Below are 13,198 nucleotides of genomic sequence, written 5' to 3' on the forward strand. Positions count from 1 at the left end.
CCGAGCCCCGTGAGACTCAGACGCCGATGTCGCGGCCGTCCGTGCGCCACACGGCGACGACCGACGGGCGGACGATCTTCCCGGGTCCGTCGGGCCACTCCGACTTCGGGTTCTCGACGGAGGCGCCGTCGATCTCGCCCGGGTGCTGCACGGCCACCAGGACGCGGCGGTCCTGGATGATCGGGCCGCAGGTCTCGGCGCCCTTCGGCACGGTCAGGAACTGCTTGAGCTCACCGCGGCGCTCGCCCTGCGTGGCGACGCCGAACAGGCCGTCGTGCGAGCCGAGCTGGGCACCGTCGGTGGAGATCCACAGGTTGCCGTGCGGGTCGAAGGCCACGTTGTCCGGGCAGGAGATCTGGGAGACCTTCTCCTTGGGGTAGCCCGCGAAGTAGGTGGCCGGGTCGTTCGGGTCACCGGCGACGAGGAAGAGGCGCCAGGCGAAACCGTCGGAGGACGGGTCGTCCCAGTTCTCGGCCAGTTCGAGGATCTGCCCGTGCTTGTTGAGGTTGCGCGGGTTGGCCTCGTCGGCGGGGGCCTTGCCGGCCTTGCCGCGGTCGGTGTTGTTGGTGAGCGCGACGTAGACGCGACCGGTGCGCGGGGACGGCTCGACGTCCTCGGGGCGGTCCATCTTGGTGGCGCCGACCTTGTCACCGGCGAGGCGGGTGAAGACGTACACCTCTTCGGCGGTCATGCCGGGGACGTGCGAGACGTCGCCGGTGGCGAGCGGGATCCATACGCCGGAGCCGTCGAACTCGCCGTCGCCCGGGTGCTTGCCGGTGCCGTCGATCTCGGCGGCCGGGGAGTCGCCGGTCAGCTTGGCGACGTACAGGGTGCCCTCGTCGAGCAGGGTGAGGTTGTGCTCGCGGGCGGCCCGCGAGTTCCCCTTCTTCATCCGCTTCGAGGAGACGAACTTGTAGAAGTAGTCGAACCGCTCGTCGTCGCCCATGTAGACGACCGGACGGCCGTCGTCGGTGAGACGGGGCTGCGCGGCCTCGTGCTTGAAGCGGCCGAGCGCGGTGCGCTTGCGGGGCGTGGAGTCGGGGTCGTACGGGTCGAGCTCGACGACCCAGCCGAAGCGGTGGACCTCGTTGGGCTCCTGCTTGAGGTCGAAGCGCTTGTCGAACCGCTCCCACTTGCGCTCGGTGGCGCCGGTGCCGACGCCGTAGCGCTTGTCGGTGGCGCTGGAGCCGTTGGCGAAGTACTGGTTGAAGTTCTCCTCGCCGTGGAGGGTGGTGCCCCACGGGGTGGTGCCACCGGCGCAGTTGTTGAGCGTGCCGAGGACGGTACGGCCCTCGGGGTCGGCGGAGGTCTTCAGCAGGTCACTGCCCGCGGCGGGGCCGGTCACCTCGAACTCGCTCGTCGTGTGGAGACGGCGGTTGAGGTGGTGACGGGAGACCGGGGCGAGCTTGCCGGTGCGGTGCTCCTCCTGGACGACGACGACCGACAGGCCGTGCGCGGCCCAGGCGATCTCGACCTGCTCGCGGGTCGGGTTGGCGGCGTCGTAGCCGCGGAACATCAGGACCTCGTCGGTGTACTCGTGGTTCGCGACGAGGACCTGGCGGCCCGGCTCCCCGCGCAGCGGCAGCAGGGAGAGGAAGTCGTTGTTGTAACCGAACTGGCCGGCCTGGGCCTTCGCCGTCTGCTTCTCGGAGTCGAAGGCGGGGGCGCCGCGGAGGATGGGCTCGCCCCAGCGGATGACCACGTTCTGCGAGTAGCCGGAGGGGACGGTGACCTGGTCGGCGGTGTTGGGCGCGACCGGGGTGAAGCGGAGACCGCGGGCGCCGTCGGCCTTGCCGGAGCCGTGGCCGTGGCCCGGCTTCTGGGAGTGGGCCTCGGCGGCGGGGGCGTTGCCGAGGGCGAGGGCACCACCCGCGGCGGAGGCGACGGTCACCACGGCGGCGGCGCGCAGGGCGGAACGGCGGGAGAGCGCACCGGCTATGACGTCGCCGACGTACTCGTTGTCGCTGGTGTTGGGCACCTCGTGGAAGCAGGCGTCACCACAGCGGTAACGGCAGGTGAGAGCGGAACGGCCGCCTCCGTGGGGGTTTGTGCTCAGCAGCGGCAGCAGTTTGCGCACTTCGTCCTCCTACGGCGCACACTGCGCCGACATGGTGTCGGGATTCCTTCGGCGGCGACGCTATGTGCGCACATCTGCACAGGGACGGCGATGGAGTGAACGCCGAATGAATGCACGGCAACCGGGGGCGACCGGGTCGCCGAGGAGGGGAGGGGTGGCCGCTAACCTTACGTGTCCGCCCTGGCCAGGGATGAACGTCCCGAAACGCCCAGTACGGACATTCACACGCACCCCACTCATGCGAAAGGGTTCGCCCATGGGTATTCGGAGCATGCTGCGCAAGGTCTTCGGCCGGGACCACGAAGAATCCCCGGCGACCTCCGTCGTCCCGTCCCAGACGCGTGAGACCACGTCGGCGTCGACGTCGACGGCCTCGTCCACCTCCACGTCTTCGTCCTCGTCCTCGGACACTCCGGAGTCCGAGGCCCGCCGCGCGGCGGACGATCTGGTGGCGGCGTCGTTCGACAACCCGCAGATCCCGCGCGCACGGGCGAAGACGCCTGCGCCGGGAGCGGGGACGGGGACGCCTGCCGCTGAGGCGAAGACGCCGGTTGAGGCCGAGGCGGAGACGCCGGCTGTGGCTGCCGTCGAGGCCGACGCGGAGCCGGAGGCGGCGACGCCGGTCACGGAGGCGGCCGAGCCGCAGGCCGTGGAGCCGGTAGAGACGGTAGAGGCGCCGGTGGCCGAGGAGTCGGCCCCGGCCGAGACCCCTGTCGAGGCCACGGCCGACACCGACGAGCCGGCCACCGCAGAGGCCGAAGCCGCCCCGCAGGAGCGGGACGTGGAGCCCGAGGCGGACGCTGTCGAGGCGGAGCCGACGGAGCCTGAGGCGGCTGCCGTCGTGGACGTGGACGCTGACGCGTCCGAACCGGCTCCGGAGGAGCAGGTGGAGGCGGAGTCCGCCGTCGCCGCTCCGGCCGAGCAGGAGATCGAGCCCGTCGCGGCCGAGCCGCAGGCAGGTGCCGACGAGGCCGCCGCCGAGCCGGAAGCACAGCCGGACGCACAGCCGGAGCCCGCCGCCGCGCAGGCCGAAGCGGAGACCGAGCCGGAGGCCGAAGCAGCCGACACCGCCGCCGAGCCGGAGGCCCACGTCGTGGCTCCGACCGAGCCGGAGGCCGTCACTGTCGAGGCGGAAGCCACCGAGGCCGAAGCCACCGACGCGGAAGCCATCGAGCCGGAGGCGGAGGCCGACGTCACCCCCGAGGCGGCAGGCTCCCCCGCTCTCCCCCTCGCCCGCCTCAAGGCGGCCGCCCCCCACCTCGCCGACGCCTACAAGGCCGCCGGGGCCCAGCTCAAGAAGCAGGAGCTCACGGGGGCCAGGGCCGCCGTGTACCTCGTCGTCGACCGGTCCGGTTCGATGCGCGGGTACTTCAAGGACGGCTCCGTGCAGCGGCTCGCCGAGCAGGTCACCGCGCTCGCGGCGCACCTCGACGAGGACGCCACCGTCACGACCGTGTTCTTCTCCACGGACATCGACGGGACGATCGACCTGACCCCCGGCACCCTCACCCCCACGCACGTGGAGGAGGTCAACGCCGGTCTCGGTCGCCTGGGCCGCACCAACTACCACCGCGCCGTGGAAGAGGTCCTCGCGCACCACGAGAAGGCCGACCCGACCCGTACCGCCCTGGTCGTCTTCCAGACCGACGGCGCGCCGGAGTCGAAGACCGCCGCGACCCAGGCCCTGGCCGAGGCCGCGGAGCGTCCGCTGCACTGGCGGTTCGTGGTCTGGGGCGAGGAGGACAACAAGGCCTTCGACTTCCTCCGGAAGCTCGACGGCACTCCCCGTACCGGCACGTACTTCGCGGGCGTGACGCCCGTGGAGACCGCGCACGCCGCCTTCTACCGCGGACTGCTCGCCGACCTGGAGTTCTGACCCGGGACCGGGGTGGCGGTGACCGGCAGGGTCACCGCCACCACCAGGCCGCCGCCCTCCTCCGCGCCCCGCGCCACCGCCCGCACGCTCCCGCCGTGCGCCGCCGTGATCGACCGCACGATGGACAGTCCGAGCCCCGCGCCCGGCCCCATCCGGTCCCGCCCCTCGCCCCGCCGGAAGGGTTCGAAGAGACCGGCCACCTCGTCGGGCGGGACGACAGGACCCGTGTTGGTCACCGTCAGGACTCCGGCCTCGGCCCGTACGTCCACGGTTCCGCCCGGCACGTTGTACGCGACCGCGTTCGCGACGAGATTCCGTACGAGCTGCCCGAGCAGCACCCGGCTGCCCCGTACGACGCCTCCGTCGGCCACCACGTACGCGCCCGCGTGCTCCTCCTCGACGACCTCCCCCAGCGGCACGTCCTCCCGTTCGGCGAGCCCCCGCTCGCTGCGGGCGAGGAGGAGCAGGCCGTCGATGAGGCGTTCGCTGCGCCGGTTGGCGTCGAGGAGCACCTGCCGTACGTCGCAGTCGTCGTCGAGGCCGACCTGGATCGCGACGCGCTGGGTGGCGAGCGGGGTGCGCAGTTCGTGCGACGCGTTGGCGATGAAGCGGCGCTGGCTGTCGAAGGCCGTCTCCAGACGTCCGAGGAGCGCGTCGATCGTGTCGCCGAGTTCCTTGAGCTCGTCGTCGGGCCCGCTCACCGCGATCCGGTCGTGCAGGTTGCGTTCGGAGAGGCGGCGCGCGCGGGCGGTCATCTCGTGGACGGGCCGCAGGACGCGCCCGGCGGTCCACCAGCCGACGACGACGGCGCAGCAGGCCATGACGAGCAGGGCGAGGCCCGACCACATGAGCATCTGTTCACCGGCGGCGCGGCTGATGTCGTCACCCAGCTCGTACGCCTCCACGACGGCGACGCCGCTCGCCGCCCCGTTCGCGCGGGCGACGATGGCATCGGTCTTTTCGTCCGTCCCGGCGAGGACGAGCAGGTTCACGACGAGCAGCAGCACCGTCCCGAGGACCAGGAAGGCACCCCCGTACACGAGCGCGATGCGCGTGCGGATCGTGGACCCGGAACCCAGATAGCCCGCGTCACCCGGGGTCACAGCTGGTACCCCACGCCCTGCACCGTCCTGATCAGCGCCGGCTCGCCCAGCTTGGCCCGCAGCTTGCTCATGCAGACGCGTACGGCTCCGGTGAAGGGGTCGGCATGGACGTCCCAGGCGCGGTCGAGGAGCTCCTCGGCGGAGACGGCCGCCCCGTCGGCCTCCAGGAGGATCTGGAGGACGGAGAACTCCTTGGGGGAGAGGTCGAGGTCCCGTCCGTCGCGGGTGGCGGTCCGCCGGACGGTGTCCACGCGGAGCCCGTACCGCTCCAGGAGCGGGGGCAGCGGCGCGCGGGCGGAGCGGCGGCGCAGGGCCCGGACCCGGGAGACCAGCTCGGGGAACTCGAAGGGCTTGCCGAGGTAGTCGTCGGCGCCCAGGTCGAGCCCGGTGACGCGGTCCTCGGTGGCGGTCGCGGCGGTCAGCATGAGGATGCGGGTCGGGGAGCCCTCGGCGACGAGCCGCCGGGCGACGTCGTCGCCGTGGACGCGCGGCAGGTCCCGGTCGAGGACGAGGACGTCGTACGGGTGGAGGCCGAGGTGGTCGAGGGCGGCGTCGCCGCTGTGGACGGTGTCGACGGCGAAGCCGGCGCGCCGCAGGCCGGTGGCGACGAGCTCGGCGAGGTCCCGCTCGTCCTCGGCAACCAGTACACGCATGTCCCCCATCCTCCTCGTCCCCGGCCCGCCGCCCGCCCCGGGGTTTATCGATGTGAGTGGATCTTCGTACGACCGTTAGGATTTCGACCATGGCGGCCACTGGATCCGAGAAGCAGGGGGCGAAGGCGTTCTACGTCACGACCCCCATTTACTACGTCAACGACGCTCCTCACCTGGGCCACGCCTATACGACCGTCGCAGGCGACGTGCTCACGCGCTGGCACCGTCAGCGCGGCGAGAAGGTGTGGTACCTCACCGGCACGGACGAGCACGGTCAGAAGATCATGCGCACGGCCGAGGCGAACAACGTCACGCCCCAGGCCTGGTGCGACAAGCTCGTCGAGGAGGCCTGGAAGCCCCTCTGGGAGCACCTGAACATCGCGAACGACGACTTCATCCGCACCACGCAGAAGCGTCACACCGACCGCGTCCAGGAGTTCGTGCAGGACCTGTACGACAAGGACGAGATCTACAAGGGCGGCTACGAGGGCCCGTACTGCGTGGGCTGTGAGGAGTACAAGCTCCCCGGCGACCTCCTCGAGGCCGAGGACGGCACGAAGCTGTGCGCCGTCCACAAGAAGCCGGTGGAGATCCTCAAGGAGGAGAACTACTTCTTCAAGCTGAGCGAGTACGGCCCGAAGCTCCTGGAGTTCTACGAGGCGAACCCGGGCTTCATCCAGCCGGAGTCGGCCCGCAACGAGGTCGTGAACTTCGTCAAGCAGGGCCTGGAGGACCTCTCCATCTCGCGCTCGACGTTCGACTGGGGCGTCCCGGTGCCGTGGGACGAGAAGCACGTCATCTACGTGTGGATCGACGCGCTGCTCAACTACGCGACGGCCGTCGGCTACAACGAGAACCCGGAGAAGTTCGAAGAGACCTTCCCGGCGAACGTCCACCTCATCGGCAAGGACATCCTGCGCTTCCACGCGGTGATCTGGCCGGCGATGCTGATGGCGCAGGGCCTGCCGGTCCCGGGCCGGGTGGCGGCCAACGGCTGGCTGATGGTCGGCGGCGAGAAGATGTCGAAGTCGAACCTGACCGGCATCAAGCCGCAGGACCTGACCTCGCACTTCGGCGTGGACGCGTACCGCTGGTACTTCCTGCGGGCGATCGCGTTCGGCCAGGACGGCTCGTTCTCGTGGGAGGACTTCTCCGCCCGCTACACGTCCGAGCTGGCCAACGACTACGGCAACCTCGCCTCGCGCGTCGCGGCCATGGTCGGCAAGTACTTCGACGGCGCGCTGCCGGCCTCCGCGGCCGACGGCGAGGCGGAGAAGGCGATCCAGGACGGCCTGGCCAAGGCGGTCGCGACCGCCGACGCGAAGATCGGCGAGGAGCTGGACTTCCAGGGCGGCATCCTGGCGATCTTCGACTTCGTGAAGCAGGTCAACGGCTACATCACGGAGCAGGAGCCGTGGAAGGTCGCGAAGGACGACTCTCCGGAGGGTCAGGCCCGCCTCGCGACGATCCTGTACACGGCCGCCGAGTCGCTCCGCGCCGTCGCCGTCCTGCTGAACCCGATCATGCCGGAGACCTCGCAGGCGCTCTGGGAGTCGCTGGGCGCCGAGGCGTCCCTGGGCACCCTGGCCGCGCAGCCGGTCCAGACCTCCGCCACGTGGGGTCAGCTCCCCGCCGGCGCGACGGTGACGAAGGGCGCGGTGCTGTTCCCGCGCCTGGAGGAGCCGAAGAAGGACTGACGTCCGTCTGCTGTACGGCGAAGGCCGCCGGCCCTGTTCACAGGGTCGGCGGCCTTCGCCTTGCGGGTCACCGGGTCACCAGGTCAGAGCGAGGGCGGCGACGGCGGGGGCCATGTAGACGAGCGGGAAGGGCACGTGTCCGTACGAGCGGGCGCGGAGGATGGTGATCACGGCGCCGGCGAAGTACAGGATGAGCCCGATGGCGGCGAGGGTCCCGATCACGGGGACGTAGAACCCGGCGACGAGCCCGGCGGCCCCGGCGGCCTTGGCTGCTCCGAGCCAGTTCCACCACGACTGCGGCACGCCGTACTGGGCGAGGGGCTCGACGACGAACGCGGCCCTGAAGAAGATCGCCGCAGCGGAGAACCCGGCCATGAAGGCGGCGACGGCGGTGACGACGACAGCGGTGGTGGACATCTCGGTGAACATCGCAACGGCTCCTTCAGCCTTGCCCGTATCCGCCTCGACCGAGCCGGACACAGCACTGACGGAGCGGAGCCGAAGAGTGTGACGGCCCGCGCGAAAAACTTCAGTGGACCCAGTTCTTCAACGGTTCCGTGTCCAGCTCCATCCCCACCGGCTCCGGCAGAGCGACCGTCTTGCCGAAGGGCACCGTCACGACCATCTCGTACCGCTCTCCGTCCGGCTGGGAGTGGACCTTGACCTCGCCTGCGGTCCTGTCGATCAACAGGTAGACGGGAATCCCCGTCTCGGCATAGGCATGCGACTTCTCCACCCGGTCACGCTGCCCGGAGTCCGAGTCGCCTGACGTGACCTCGACGGGGTTGCCTCGCGCCGAGCGACACCTTCGTCGGTCAGGAGAGTGGGCCAGTCCTCTTCCCGTTGATGAATTCAAGGCGCAGGGATTCGTCCACACGTTCGCCAAGACGGGCGAGTTCCTCGAACCCCTCCTGAGTCAGGACGCTCACGGCAGACTCCTCCTGGATCGGTGGCGCCTTCCACGGTACGTGTTCCCCGGCCCGCCCGACCGGGTTCGTCGCTGTCGCCATGACAGGCACGCTGGCATATGCCAGCGCCGTGGGATGCGGGAATCCATAGCCTTCACCCCTGTGGGTGACACAGCCGGTTCACAGGGCGGCGCGAGGAAACCCCCAGGTCCGGTGCCTAGCGTGCCCGGCATGGTCGTGAACCGTGAGGACGAGGCGCTGGGCCGGGCCGCTGTGGAAGGGCTCCTGGCGGCGATGGAGTTGACGCCCAAGCCGGGGCTTCCGGATGCCCGTGAGGCGGATCTGTCGAGGCTGAGGTGGTCCGCGCGGGCGCTGGAACCGGGGCTCGCCGCGATGGCGGCGGCCGCGCGGCGGACCGGGGAGCCCGCGAAGGGACTTCGGGGTGAGCTCGGTGCGATCGGGCGGTCCACGGAGCGGGACATGGCGCGGGCGGACGGCGGTGCGGGCCTGCACCACGGGGCCGTGTGGCCGCTGGGGCTGCTGGTGGCGGGGGCCGCGCTCGCGCCGGGTGGGACCGTGGAGGAGATCACCGGGCTCGCGGGGCGGATCGCGGCGCATCCGGACAGCCGGGCTCCGCGCATGGCCACCCCCGGCTCGGCCGTCTCCGTCCGGTACGGCGCCGCCGGCGCGAAGGGCGAGGCCCGAGCCGCGTTCCCGCACGTGCGGCGGGCTTCGGCGGCGCTGGACACGGCCCGGCGGGACGGGGCACGCGAGCCCGAGGCCCTGATCGGCGCGCTGCTCACGGTGATGACGACCCTCCAGGACACGGGCCTGCTGCACACGGCGGGCCCGTACGGCCTGCGGGAGGTCCAGGACGGCGCCCGGGACGTCGTGGCGGGCGATCTCCCCCTGGACGCCTTCGACCGACGGCTACGCGAACGGGACCTGCGCCCGAGGGGCAGCGGCCACCTGCTCGCCGCCGCCCTGTTCCTTGACGGCCTCCGCTAGGCGGAGGTCCCCGTGTGGGTCTCGTCGGGGTCGACACCGAGGGTGAGGGCGGCGGAGACGCCCTTCGCGATCTTCCCCTTGGGGTACTTGAGGGTGAGAAGACCGCCCTCGGCCCCGTTGCCGGGGTAGATGGTGTCGTCGTCGAGGGTCGTGCGTTCGGTGGTGCTGGTGGAGTACGGCGCGACCTTCGCGGAGTCCAGGACGGCGGTCTCCGCGAAGAAGAGCTGCCCGGTGTGGCAGGTGTGCCCGCCCTCGTAACCGGAGGCCGTCATCTTCCCGCCCACGTGCACCTTCGTGTGGACGTGGACGCAACGCCCCCGGTACCAGCCGGGGAAGACCGTCCGGAACTCCACGTACCCGTGCTTGTCGGTGAGCTGGGTGCCGCGCAGGTACCGCTTGTCGTCGGTGGGCTCCTCGTGGCCGCCACCACCGCCACCGCCACCCGGTCCGCCCGTCGGGGGCGTACCGGTGGGCGGGGTCCCGGTGGGAGCGTCGGTCGGAGGAGTACCGGTCGGCGGTGTACCGCCCCCGGGGGCCCCGTCCCCGCCGCCCGTGCTCAGGCTCTCGTAGCCGGAGTAGATGCCTAGCGCGTCGCAGTGCCAGACGTCGACGGCGACGTTCCGCAGGGGCTTGCAGGTGTCGGAGTCGACGACCTTGAGCCGTAGGGTCATCGGGATGCCCTCACGGTCCTCCGTGATGTCCCTGCGGATCTTGTCGGCGTCGATGTAGTACGGACCTTCGGTGGTCTCGGAGGTGAGCCGGTAACAGACCTCACCGGCCGTCGGCTTCGCGGACGGCTTCTTCCCGGCCGCCCCGCCCGCCGAGGCGGTGGAGACGACCCCGGCGCCGATCCCCGCCGCGACCACGACCCCACCGCCCGCTACCAGGGCCCGCCGCCGGGTCATGTCCCGCCTGTGCTTCTGGTTTTCGCTCATGGGCGAGGACCCTAGGAACCGCGCCTGTCAGGAACGTGAGAGCGGGCTGTGGGTTCCTGTGTACGTCAGTTGCTCACGGCGTACGAGACGAAGCCCGCCCAGGCGGCCGGCGTCAGCGCGAGCTGGGGACCGCCGAGGTTCTTGGAGTCGCGGACGTGGATGGTGGCGGGGGTGGGGGCGATCTCGATGCAGGAGTCGCCCTCGCTGCTGCTGCTGTAGCTGCTCTTGAACCAAGCCAGTTCGGAGGCGTCCCCAGACGAGGTGTTGCGGATCATGTCTCTCCCAGCAGTTGCTCGATGAGGGCCGTCGACTCACGTGGAGTGAGGGCCTGAGCCCGGATGATGCCATACCGCAACTCCAGGATATGGAGCTGTTTCGGCTCGGTCACCGGCCGCCCGTTGGACACAGCCGGAGAGCGTCCCACCGCTGATCCGTCATCGAACTTCAGCACCTCGATGCCGCCTGCCAGCCCGGCGTGCTCCTCACGGTCCATCGGCATGACCTGAAGCTCGACGTTCCGCATCCGCCCGACCTCCAACAGGCGTTCCAGTTGGGGGCGCCGCAGACTCCGCCCGCCCAGCGGGCGGCGTAGCGTCCACTCCTCCAGGACGAAGCTGATCTCCGGGGCGGGGTCTCTCAGGAAGATGCTCTGCCGTGCCACACGCCCGGCCGCCATACGCTCCACCTCGTCCTGCGTGTACGCCGGCCGTCGCATCAACAGCAGCCCGCGCGCGTACTCCGGCGTCTGCAGCAAGCCGTGGATGTTGAGCGGGTCGTAGAGCTGGATCTCAACCGCTTTCGCCTCCAACTGCGCCAGCGCCCGCACCTTCTTCGGGTACCGGACCTTGGCCACGTCCTCCTTCATCGCCGAGAGCAGCCCCCCGGCCCCCAGCACCTCGTCCGCCTTGTCCAGGAACTCGGGTCGCGGGATCCGCTTCCCGCTCTCGATCTTGTAGATGAGGTCCTCGCCATAGCCGGTGGCCGCCCCAAGCTCGGCGGCCCGCATCCCCACCGCCTCCCTCCGTAGCCTCAACTGCCGTCCCACAGTGGCGACTACGGCCACACCCCAGTCATCGTCGGGATCGACCTCCCACCCCGGCTCGTCCGCCTCGGTCTTGAGCCGCTGTGCCCCACCGTCCACCGACATACCCGCACCCTTCCCTCGCCCCTTCGTGGCGCGATGCCCCTACCCCTCCGGCAGGTCCGGACAGCCCGGACAGCAGCGGACAAGCTCCGGACAGTGACTCTACGCATCGACTCCGTCACTGTTCACGGTAGTCGGGGGCGGCCACGCTCGGTGACGTGAAGCAGCGGAACATCACCCAAGTCCATTCACCCACGCACCACTTCAGCGTTCTCCTGTCTCCCACGCCACGCGGGGCCCGGCTCGCCCGGCTGCTCGCCGTCGAGTGGATGCGGGATCACGAGGTGCCGTACGGCGCGGCGGAGGCCGTCACGCAGGTCGTCGCCGAACTCGCCGCGAACGCCGCCACGCACGGCCGGGTGGCAGGCAGGAGCTTCCGGCTCGCGCTCCTCCGCCACGAGGGTGCCCTGCGGATCGAGGTCACCGACACCCGGCGCGAGGACCTCCCGCGTGTCCAACCGGTCTGCACCGACGGCGACTCGGGGCGCGGGCTGCTCCTGGTCGAGGCACTGGCCGACCGGTGGGGCGTGGGGCTGGGACCCGTACCCAGGAAGACCGTATGGGCCGAACTCGACCTCCACCACCCCTGAACTGCGCATACGACTCAGGCGCCGGATTCCAGGAAGGTGAGATTCGGTGATTCGGGCCGCCTTTCCAAGCAACGACATATGAGAAAGACACCCACCAAGCCCCACCCCTCCCGCCCCGCCGGCACGCACTCACTCATGCGGGTGAATGACACCAACTCGACTGGATTCGGGAGGGGTTGTCTGCCTTACGCTCAGCCTGATCGGCATATGCCACCAGACATGCGTCGGCCCCCGCCGGGAGGGCAATCCCAAGGCGAGGGCCTGACCACAAGGAAGTAAGAGGCTTCCCCATGGGTACTCACGACACTAGCGCGCGCTCCTCCGCCTCGTCCCGTAAGGGCGCGGAAAACCACCCCCGTACGGGCACTCGTCCCGCCGGCGTCGTCCACGAGAACGCCCGCCACACCGCCCGCTTCACGGTGATCGGCAACCACCTCGCCCAGCACGCGGAGCTGTCGCTGCTGGCGATCGGCCTTGCCGTGCACATCCAGTCCCTGCCCGGCGGGGCCGCCGTCGGTATCAAGAGCCTCGCGGCCCGGTTCCCCGAGGGAACCACGCGGATCGCCGCCGCGCTGCGCGAGCTGGAGGTCCACGGCTACCTGCGCCGGACGCGCGAGCGCACCGGGAGCGGGCGGATGGTGACCCGCACGGTCTCCTGCAACCAGCCGGGCCGGACCGGCGGCGGCGAGGAGGAGACTGCGGAGGCCCCGAAGCCCAAGCCGTCCACGCGCCGGGCGGAGCCGAAGCGCCACGTGGAGCCGAAGCGCCGTGCGCTGCCTCCCGTACCGCAGCCCGCCTACCCCGCTCCCGACCTCCTCGCCACCGCCCTCGGCATCCTGGCCGGCCTGCGCCGCGAGGACCCCCGTCTGCACGTCTCCGCCGCCGACGCCGAACACCTCGCCCCGGGCGTCGCGGCCTGGCTGGAGCGCGACCTCGCCCCCGCCGACGTACACCGCGTCCTGACCTTCGCCCTCCCGTCGGAACCCCTGACCCGCCCGGCCGCCCTCCTGGCCCACCGCCTGGGCGCCCAGCTCCCGCCGCTGCCGCCCTTCCGCGCCCGCTCCGAGGCCCCCGCCGTTCGGCACCCCCTCCAGAACTGCGACACCTGCGACCGCGCCTACCGCGCGCCCGAGCCGGGCATGTGCGAGTCCTGCACGCCGAAGACCGACGTGACGGGATCGCACCCTTGTTCGTTGCTCGTGTGAAC

13 protein-coding genes and 1 pseudogene are annotated in these 13,198 nt (G+C 70.9%); 5 read left to right on the forward strand and 9 right to left on the reverse strand.

What is annotated here, in order from left to right:
* Positions 1-16: 16 nt before the first annotated feature.
* Positions 17-2,077 (reverse strand): PhoX family phosphatase, encoded by a 2,061-nt coding sequence (locus OG514_RS12285; RefSeq protein WP_266893831.1) that lies wholly within the window; start codon positions 2,075-2,077, stop codon positions 17-19.
* Positions 2,078-2,333: 256 nt separating this feature from the next.
* Between OG514_RS12285 and OG514_RS12290 the strand changes: the two genes are divergently transcribed.
* Entirely contained in the window at positions 2,334-3,953 is a 1,620-nt protein-coding gene (locus OG514_RS12290; protein ID WP_266893833.1) for a VWA domain-containing protein, read from the forward strand.
* Here OG514_RS12290 and OG514_RS12295 read toward each other — a convergent pair.
* On the reverse strand, positions 3,920-5,056 hold the full coding sequence (locus tag OG514_RS12295; protein WP_266893835.1) for a HAMP domain-containing sensor histidine kinase: 1,137 nt from the start codon (positions 5,054-5,056) through the stop codon (positions 3,920-3,922). The two genes, OG514_RS12290 and OG514_RS12295, sit on opposite strands and share 34 nt — an antisense overlap.
* Entirely contained in the window at positions 5,053-5,709 is a 657-nt protein-coding gene (locus OG514_RS12300) for a response regulator transcription factor (protein ID WP_266893837.1), read from the reverse strand. The genes OG514_RS12295 and OG514_RS12300 overlap by 4 nt, the downstream gene beginning before the upstream one ends.
* 89 nt (positions 5,710-5,798) lie before the next feature.
* Here OG514_RS12300 and metG point away from each other — a divergent pair, with 89 nt between their 5' ends.
* Entirely contained in the window at positions 5,799-7,406 is a 1,608-nt protein-coding gene (gene metG, locus OG514_RS12305) for a methionine--tRNA ligase (RefSeq protein ID WP_266893838.1), read from the forward strand.
* A 75-nt stretch (positions 7,407-7,481) separates the two neighbouring features.
* Here the strand turns inward: metG and OG514_RS12310 are convergent, their stop codons facing one another.
* The 3 genes and pseudogenes from OG514_RS12310 to OG514_RS12320 all read right to left on the reverse strand — a co-directional run bounded on the left by OG514_RS12310 (position 7,482) and on the right by OG514_RS12320 (position 8,416).
* Positions 7,482-7,835, reverse strand: coding sequence for a DoxX family protein (locus tag OG514_RS12310; protein ID WP_266893840.1), 354 nt, complete (start codon positions 7,833-7,835; stop codon positions 7,482-7,484).
* A gap of 100 nt (positions 7,836-7,935) precedes the next feature.
* Positions 7,936-8,187 (reverse strand): annotated as a pseudogene (locus tag OG514_RS12315) (Uma2 family endonuclease); the annotation flags it as partial.
* Between the two features lie 34 nt (positions 8,188-8,221).
* A complete protein-coding gene (locus OG514_RS12320) occupies positions 8,222-8,416 on the reverse strand; it encodes a hypothetical protein (protein ID WP_266901033.1) in 195 nt (64 codons plus the stop codon).
* A 129-nt stretch (positions 8,417-8,545) separates the two neighbouring features.
* Between OG514_RS12320 and OG514_RS12325 the strand changes: the two genes are divergently transcribed.
* Entirely contained in the window at positions 8,546-9,322 is a 777-nt protein-coding gene (locus OG514_RS12325) for a triphosphoribosyl-dephospho-CoA synthase (protein ID WP_266893842.1), read from the forward strand.
* Here the strand turns inward: OG514_RS12325 and OG514_RS12330 are convergent.
* From OG514_RS12330 to OG514_RS12340, 3 genes are all read right to left on the reverse strand, one after another.
* Positions 9,319-10,257: an intradiol ring-cleavage dioxygenase gene (locus OG514_RS12330; RefSeq protein ID WP_266893844.1), complete on the reverse strand. Its 939-nt coding sequence runs from the start codon at positions 10,255-10,257 to the stop codon at positions 9,319-9,321. The genes OG514_RS12325 and OG514_RS12330 overlap by 4 nt on opposite strands.
* Positions 10,258-10,322: 65 nt before the next feature.
* Positions 10,323-10,532, reverse strand: coding sequence for a DUF397 domain-containing protein (locus tag OG514_RS12335; RefSeq protein ID WP_266893846.1), 210 nt, complete (start codon positions 10,530-10,532; stop codon positions 10,323-10,325).
* Positions 10,529-11,404, reverse strand: coding sequence for a helix-turn-helix transcriptional regulator (locus OG514_RS12340; protein WP_266893848.1), 876 nt, complete (start codon positions 11,402-11,404; stop codon positions 10,529-10,531). The genes OG514_RS12335 and OG514_RS12340 overlap by 4 nt, the downstream gene beginning before the upstream one ends.
* 155 nt (positions 11,405-11,559) lie before the next feature.
* Here OG514_RS12340 and OG514_RS12345 point away from each other — a divergent pair, with 155 nt between their 5' ends.
* Positions 11,560-11,991: an ATP-binding protein gene (locus OG514_RS12345; RefSeq protein WP_266893849.1), complete on the forward strand. Its 432-nt coding sequence runs from the start codon at positions 11,560-11,562 to the stop codon at positions 11,989-11,991.
* A gap of 290 nt (positions 11,992-12,281) precedes the next feature.
* Positions 12,282-13,196 (forward strand): helix-turn-helix domain-containing protein, encoded by a 915-nt coding sequence (locus OG514_RS12350; RefSeq protein WP_266893851.1) that lies wholly within the window; start codon positions 12,282-12,284, stop codon positions 13,194-13,196.
* Positions 13,197-13,198 lie beyond the last annotated feature (2 nt).

The organism is Streptomyces sp. NBC_00572, from assembly GCF_026341815.1.
Lineage (GTDB): Bacteria > Actinomycetota > Actinomycetes > Streptomycetales > Streptomycetaceae > Streptomyces.

What these genes read in the sequence shown, in the direction of transcription:
- metG (WP_266893838.1), top strand. Translation starts at nt 5,799, where the DNA reads ATGGCGGCCACTGGATCCGAGAAGCAGGGGGCGAAGGCGTTCTACGTC.
- OG514_RS12310 (WP_266893840.1), bottom strand. Translation starts at nt 7,835, where the DNA reads ATGTTCACCGAGATGTCCACCACCGCTGTCGTCGTCACCGCCGTCGCC.
- OG514_RS12290 (WP_266893833.1), top strand. Translation starts at nt 2,334, where the DNA reads ATGGGTATTCGGAGCATGCTGCGCAAGGTCTTCGGCCGGGACCACGAA.
- OG514_RS12320 (WP_266901033.1), bottom strand. Translation starts at nt 8,416, where the DNA reads ATGGCGACAGCGACGAACCCGGTCGGGCGGGCCGGGGAACACGTACCG.
- OG514_RS12335 (WP_266893846.1), bottom strand. Translation starts at nt 10,532, where the DNA reads ATGATCCGCAACACCTCGTCTGGGGACGCCTCCGAACTGGCTTGGTTC.
- OG514_RS12300 (WP_266893837.1), bottom strand. Translation starts at nt 5,709, where the DNA reads ATGCGTGTACTGGTTGCCGAGGACGAGCGGGACCTCGCCGAGCTCGTC.
- OG514_RS12340 (WP_266893848.1), bottom strand. Translation starts at nt 11,404, where the DNA reads ATGTCGGTGGACGGTGGGGCACAGCGGCTCAAGACCGAGGCGGACGAG.
- OG514_RS12325 (WP_266893842.1), top strand. Translation starts at nt 8,546, where the DNA reads ATGGTCGTGAACCGTGAGGACGAGGCGCTGGGCCGGGCCGCTGTGGAA.
- OG514_RS12350 (WP_266893851.1), top strand. Translation starts at nt 12,282, where the DNA reads ATGGGTACTCACGACACTAGCGCGCGCTCCTCCGCCTCGTCCCGTAAG.
- OG514_RS12330 (WP_266893844.1), bottom strand. Translation starts at nt 10,257, where the DNA reads ATGAGCGAAAACCAGAAGCACAGGCGGGACATGACCCGGCGGCGGGCC.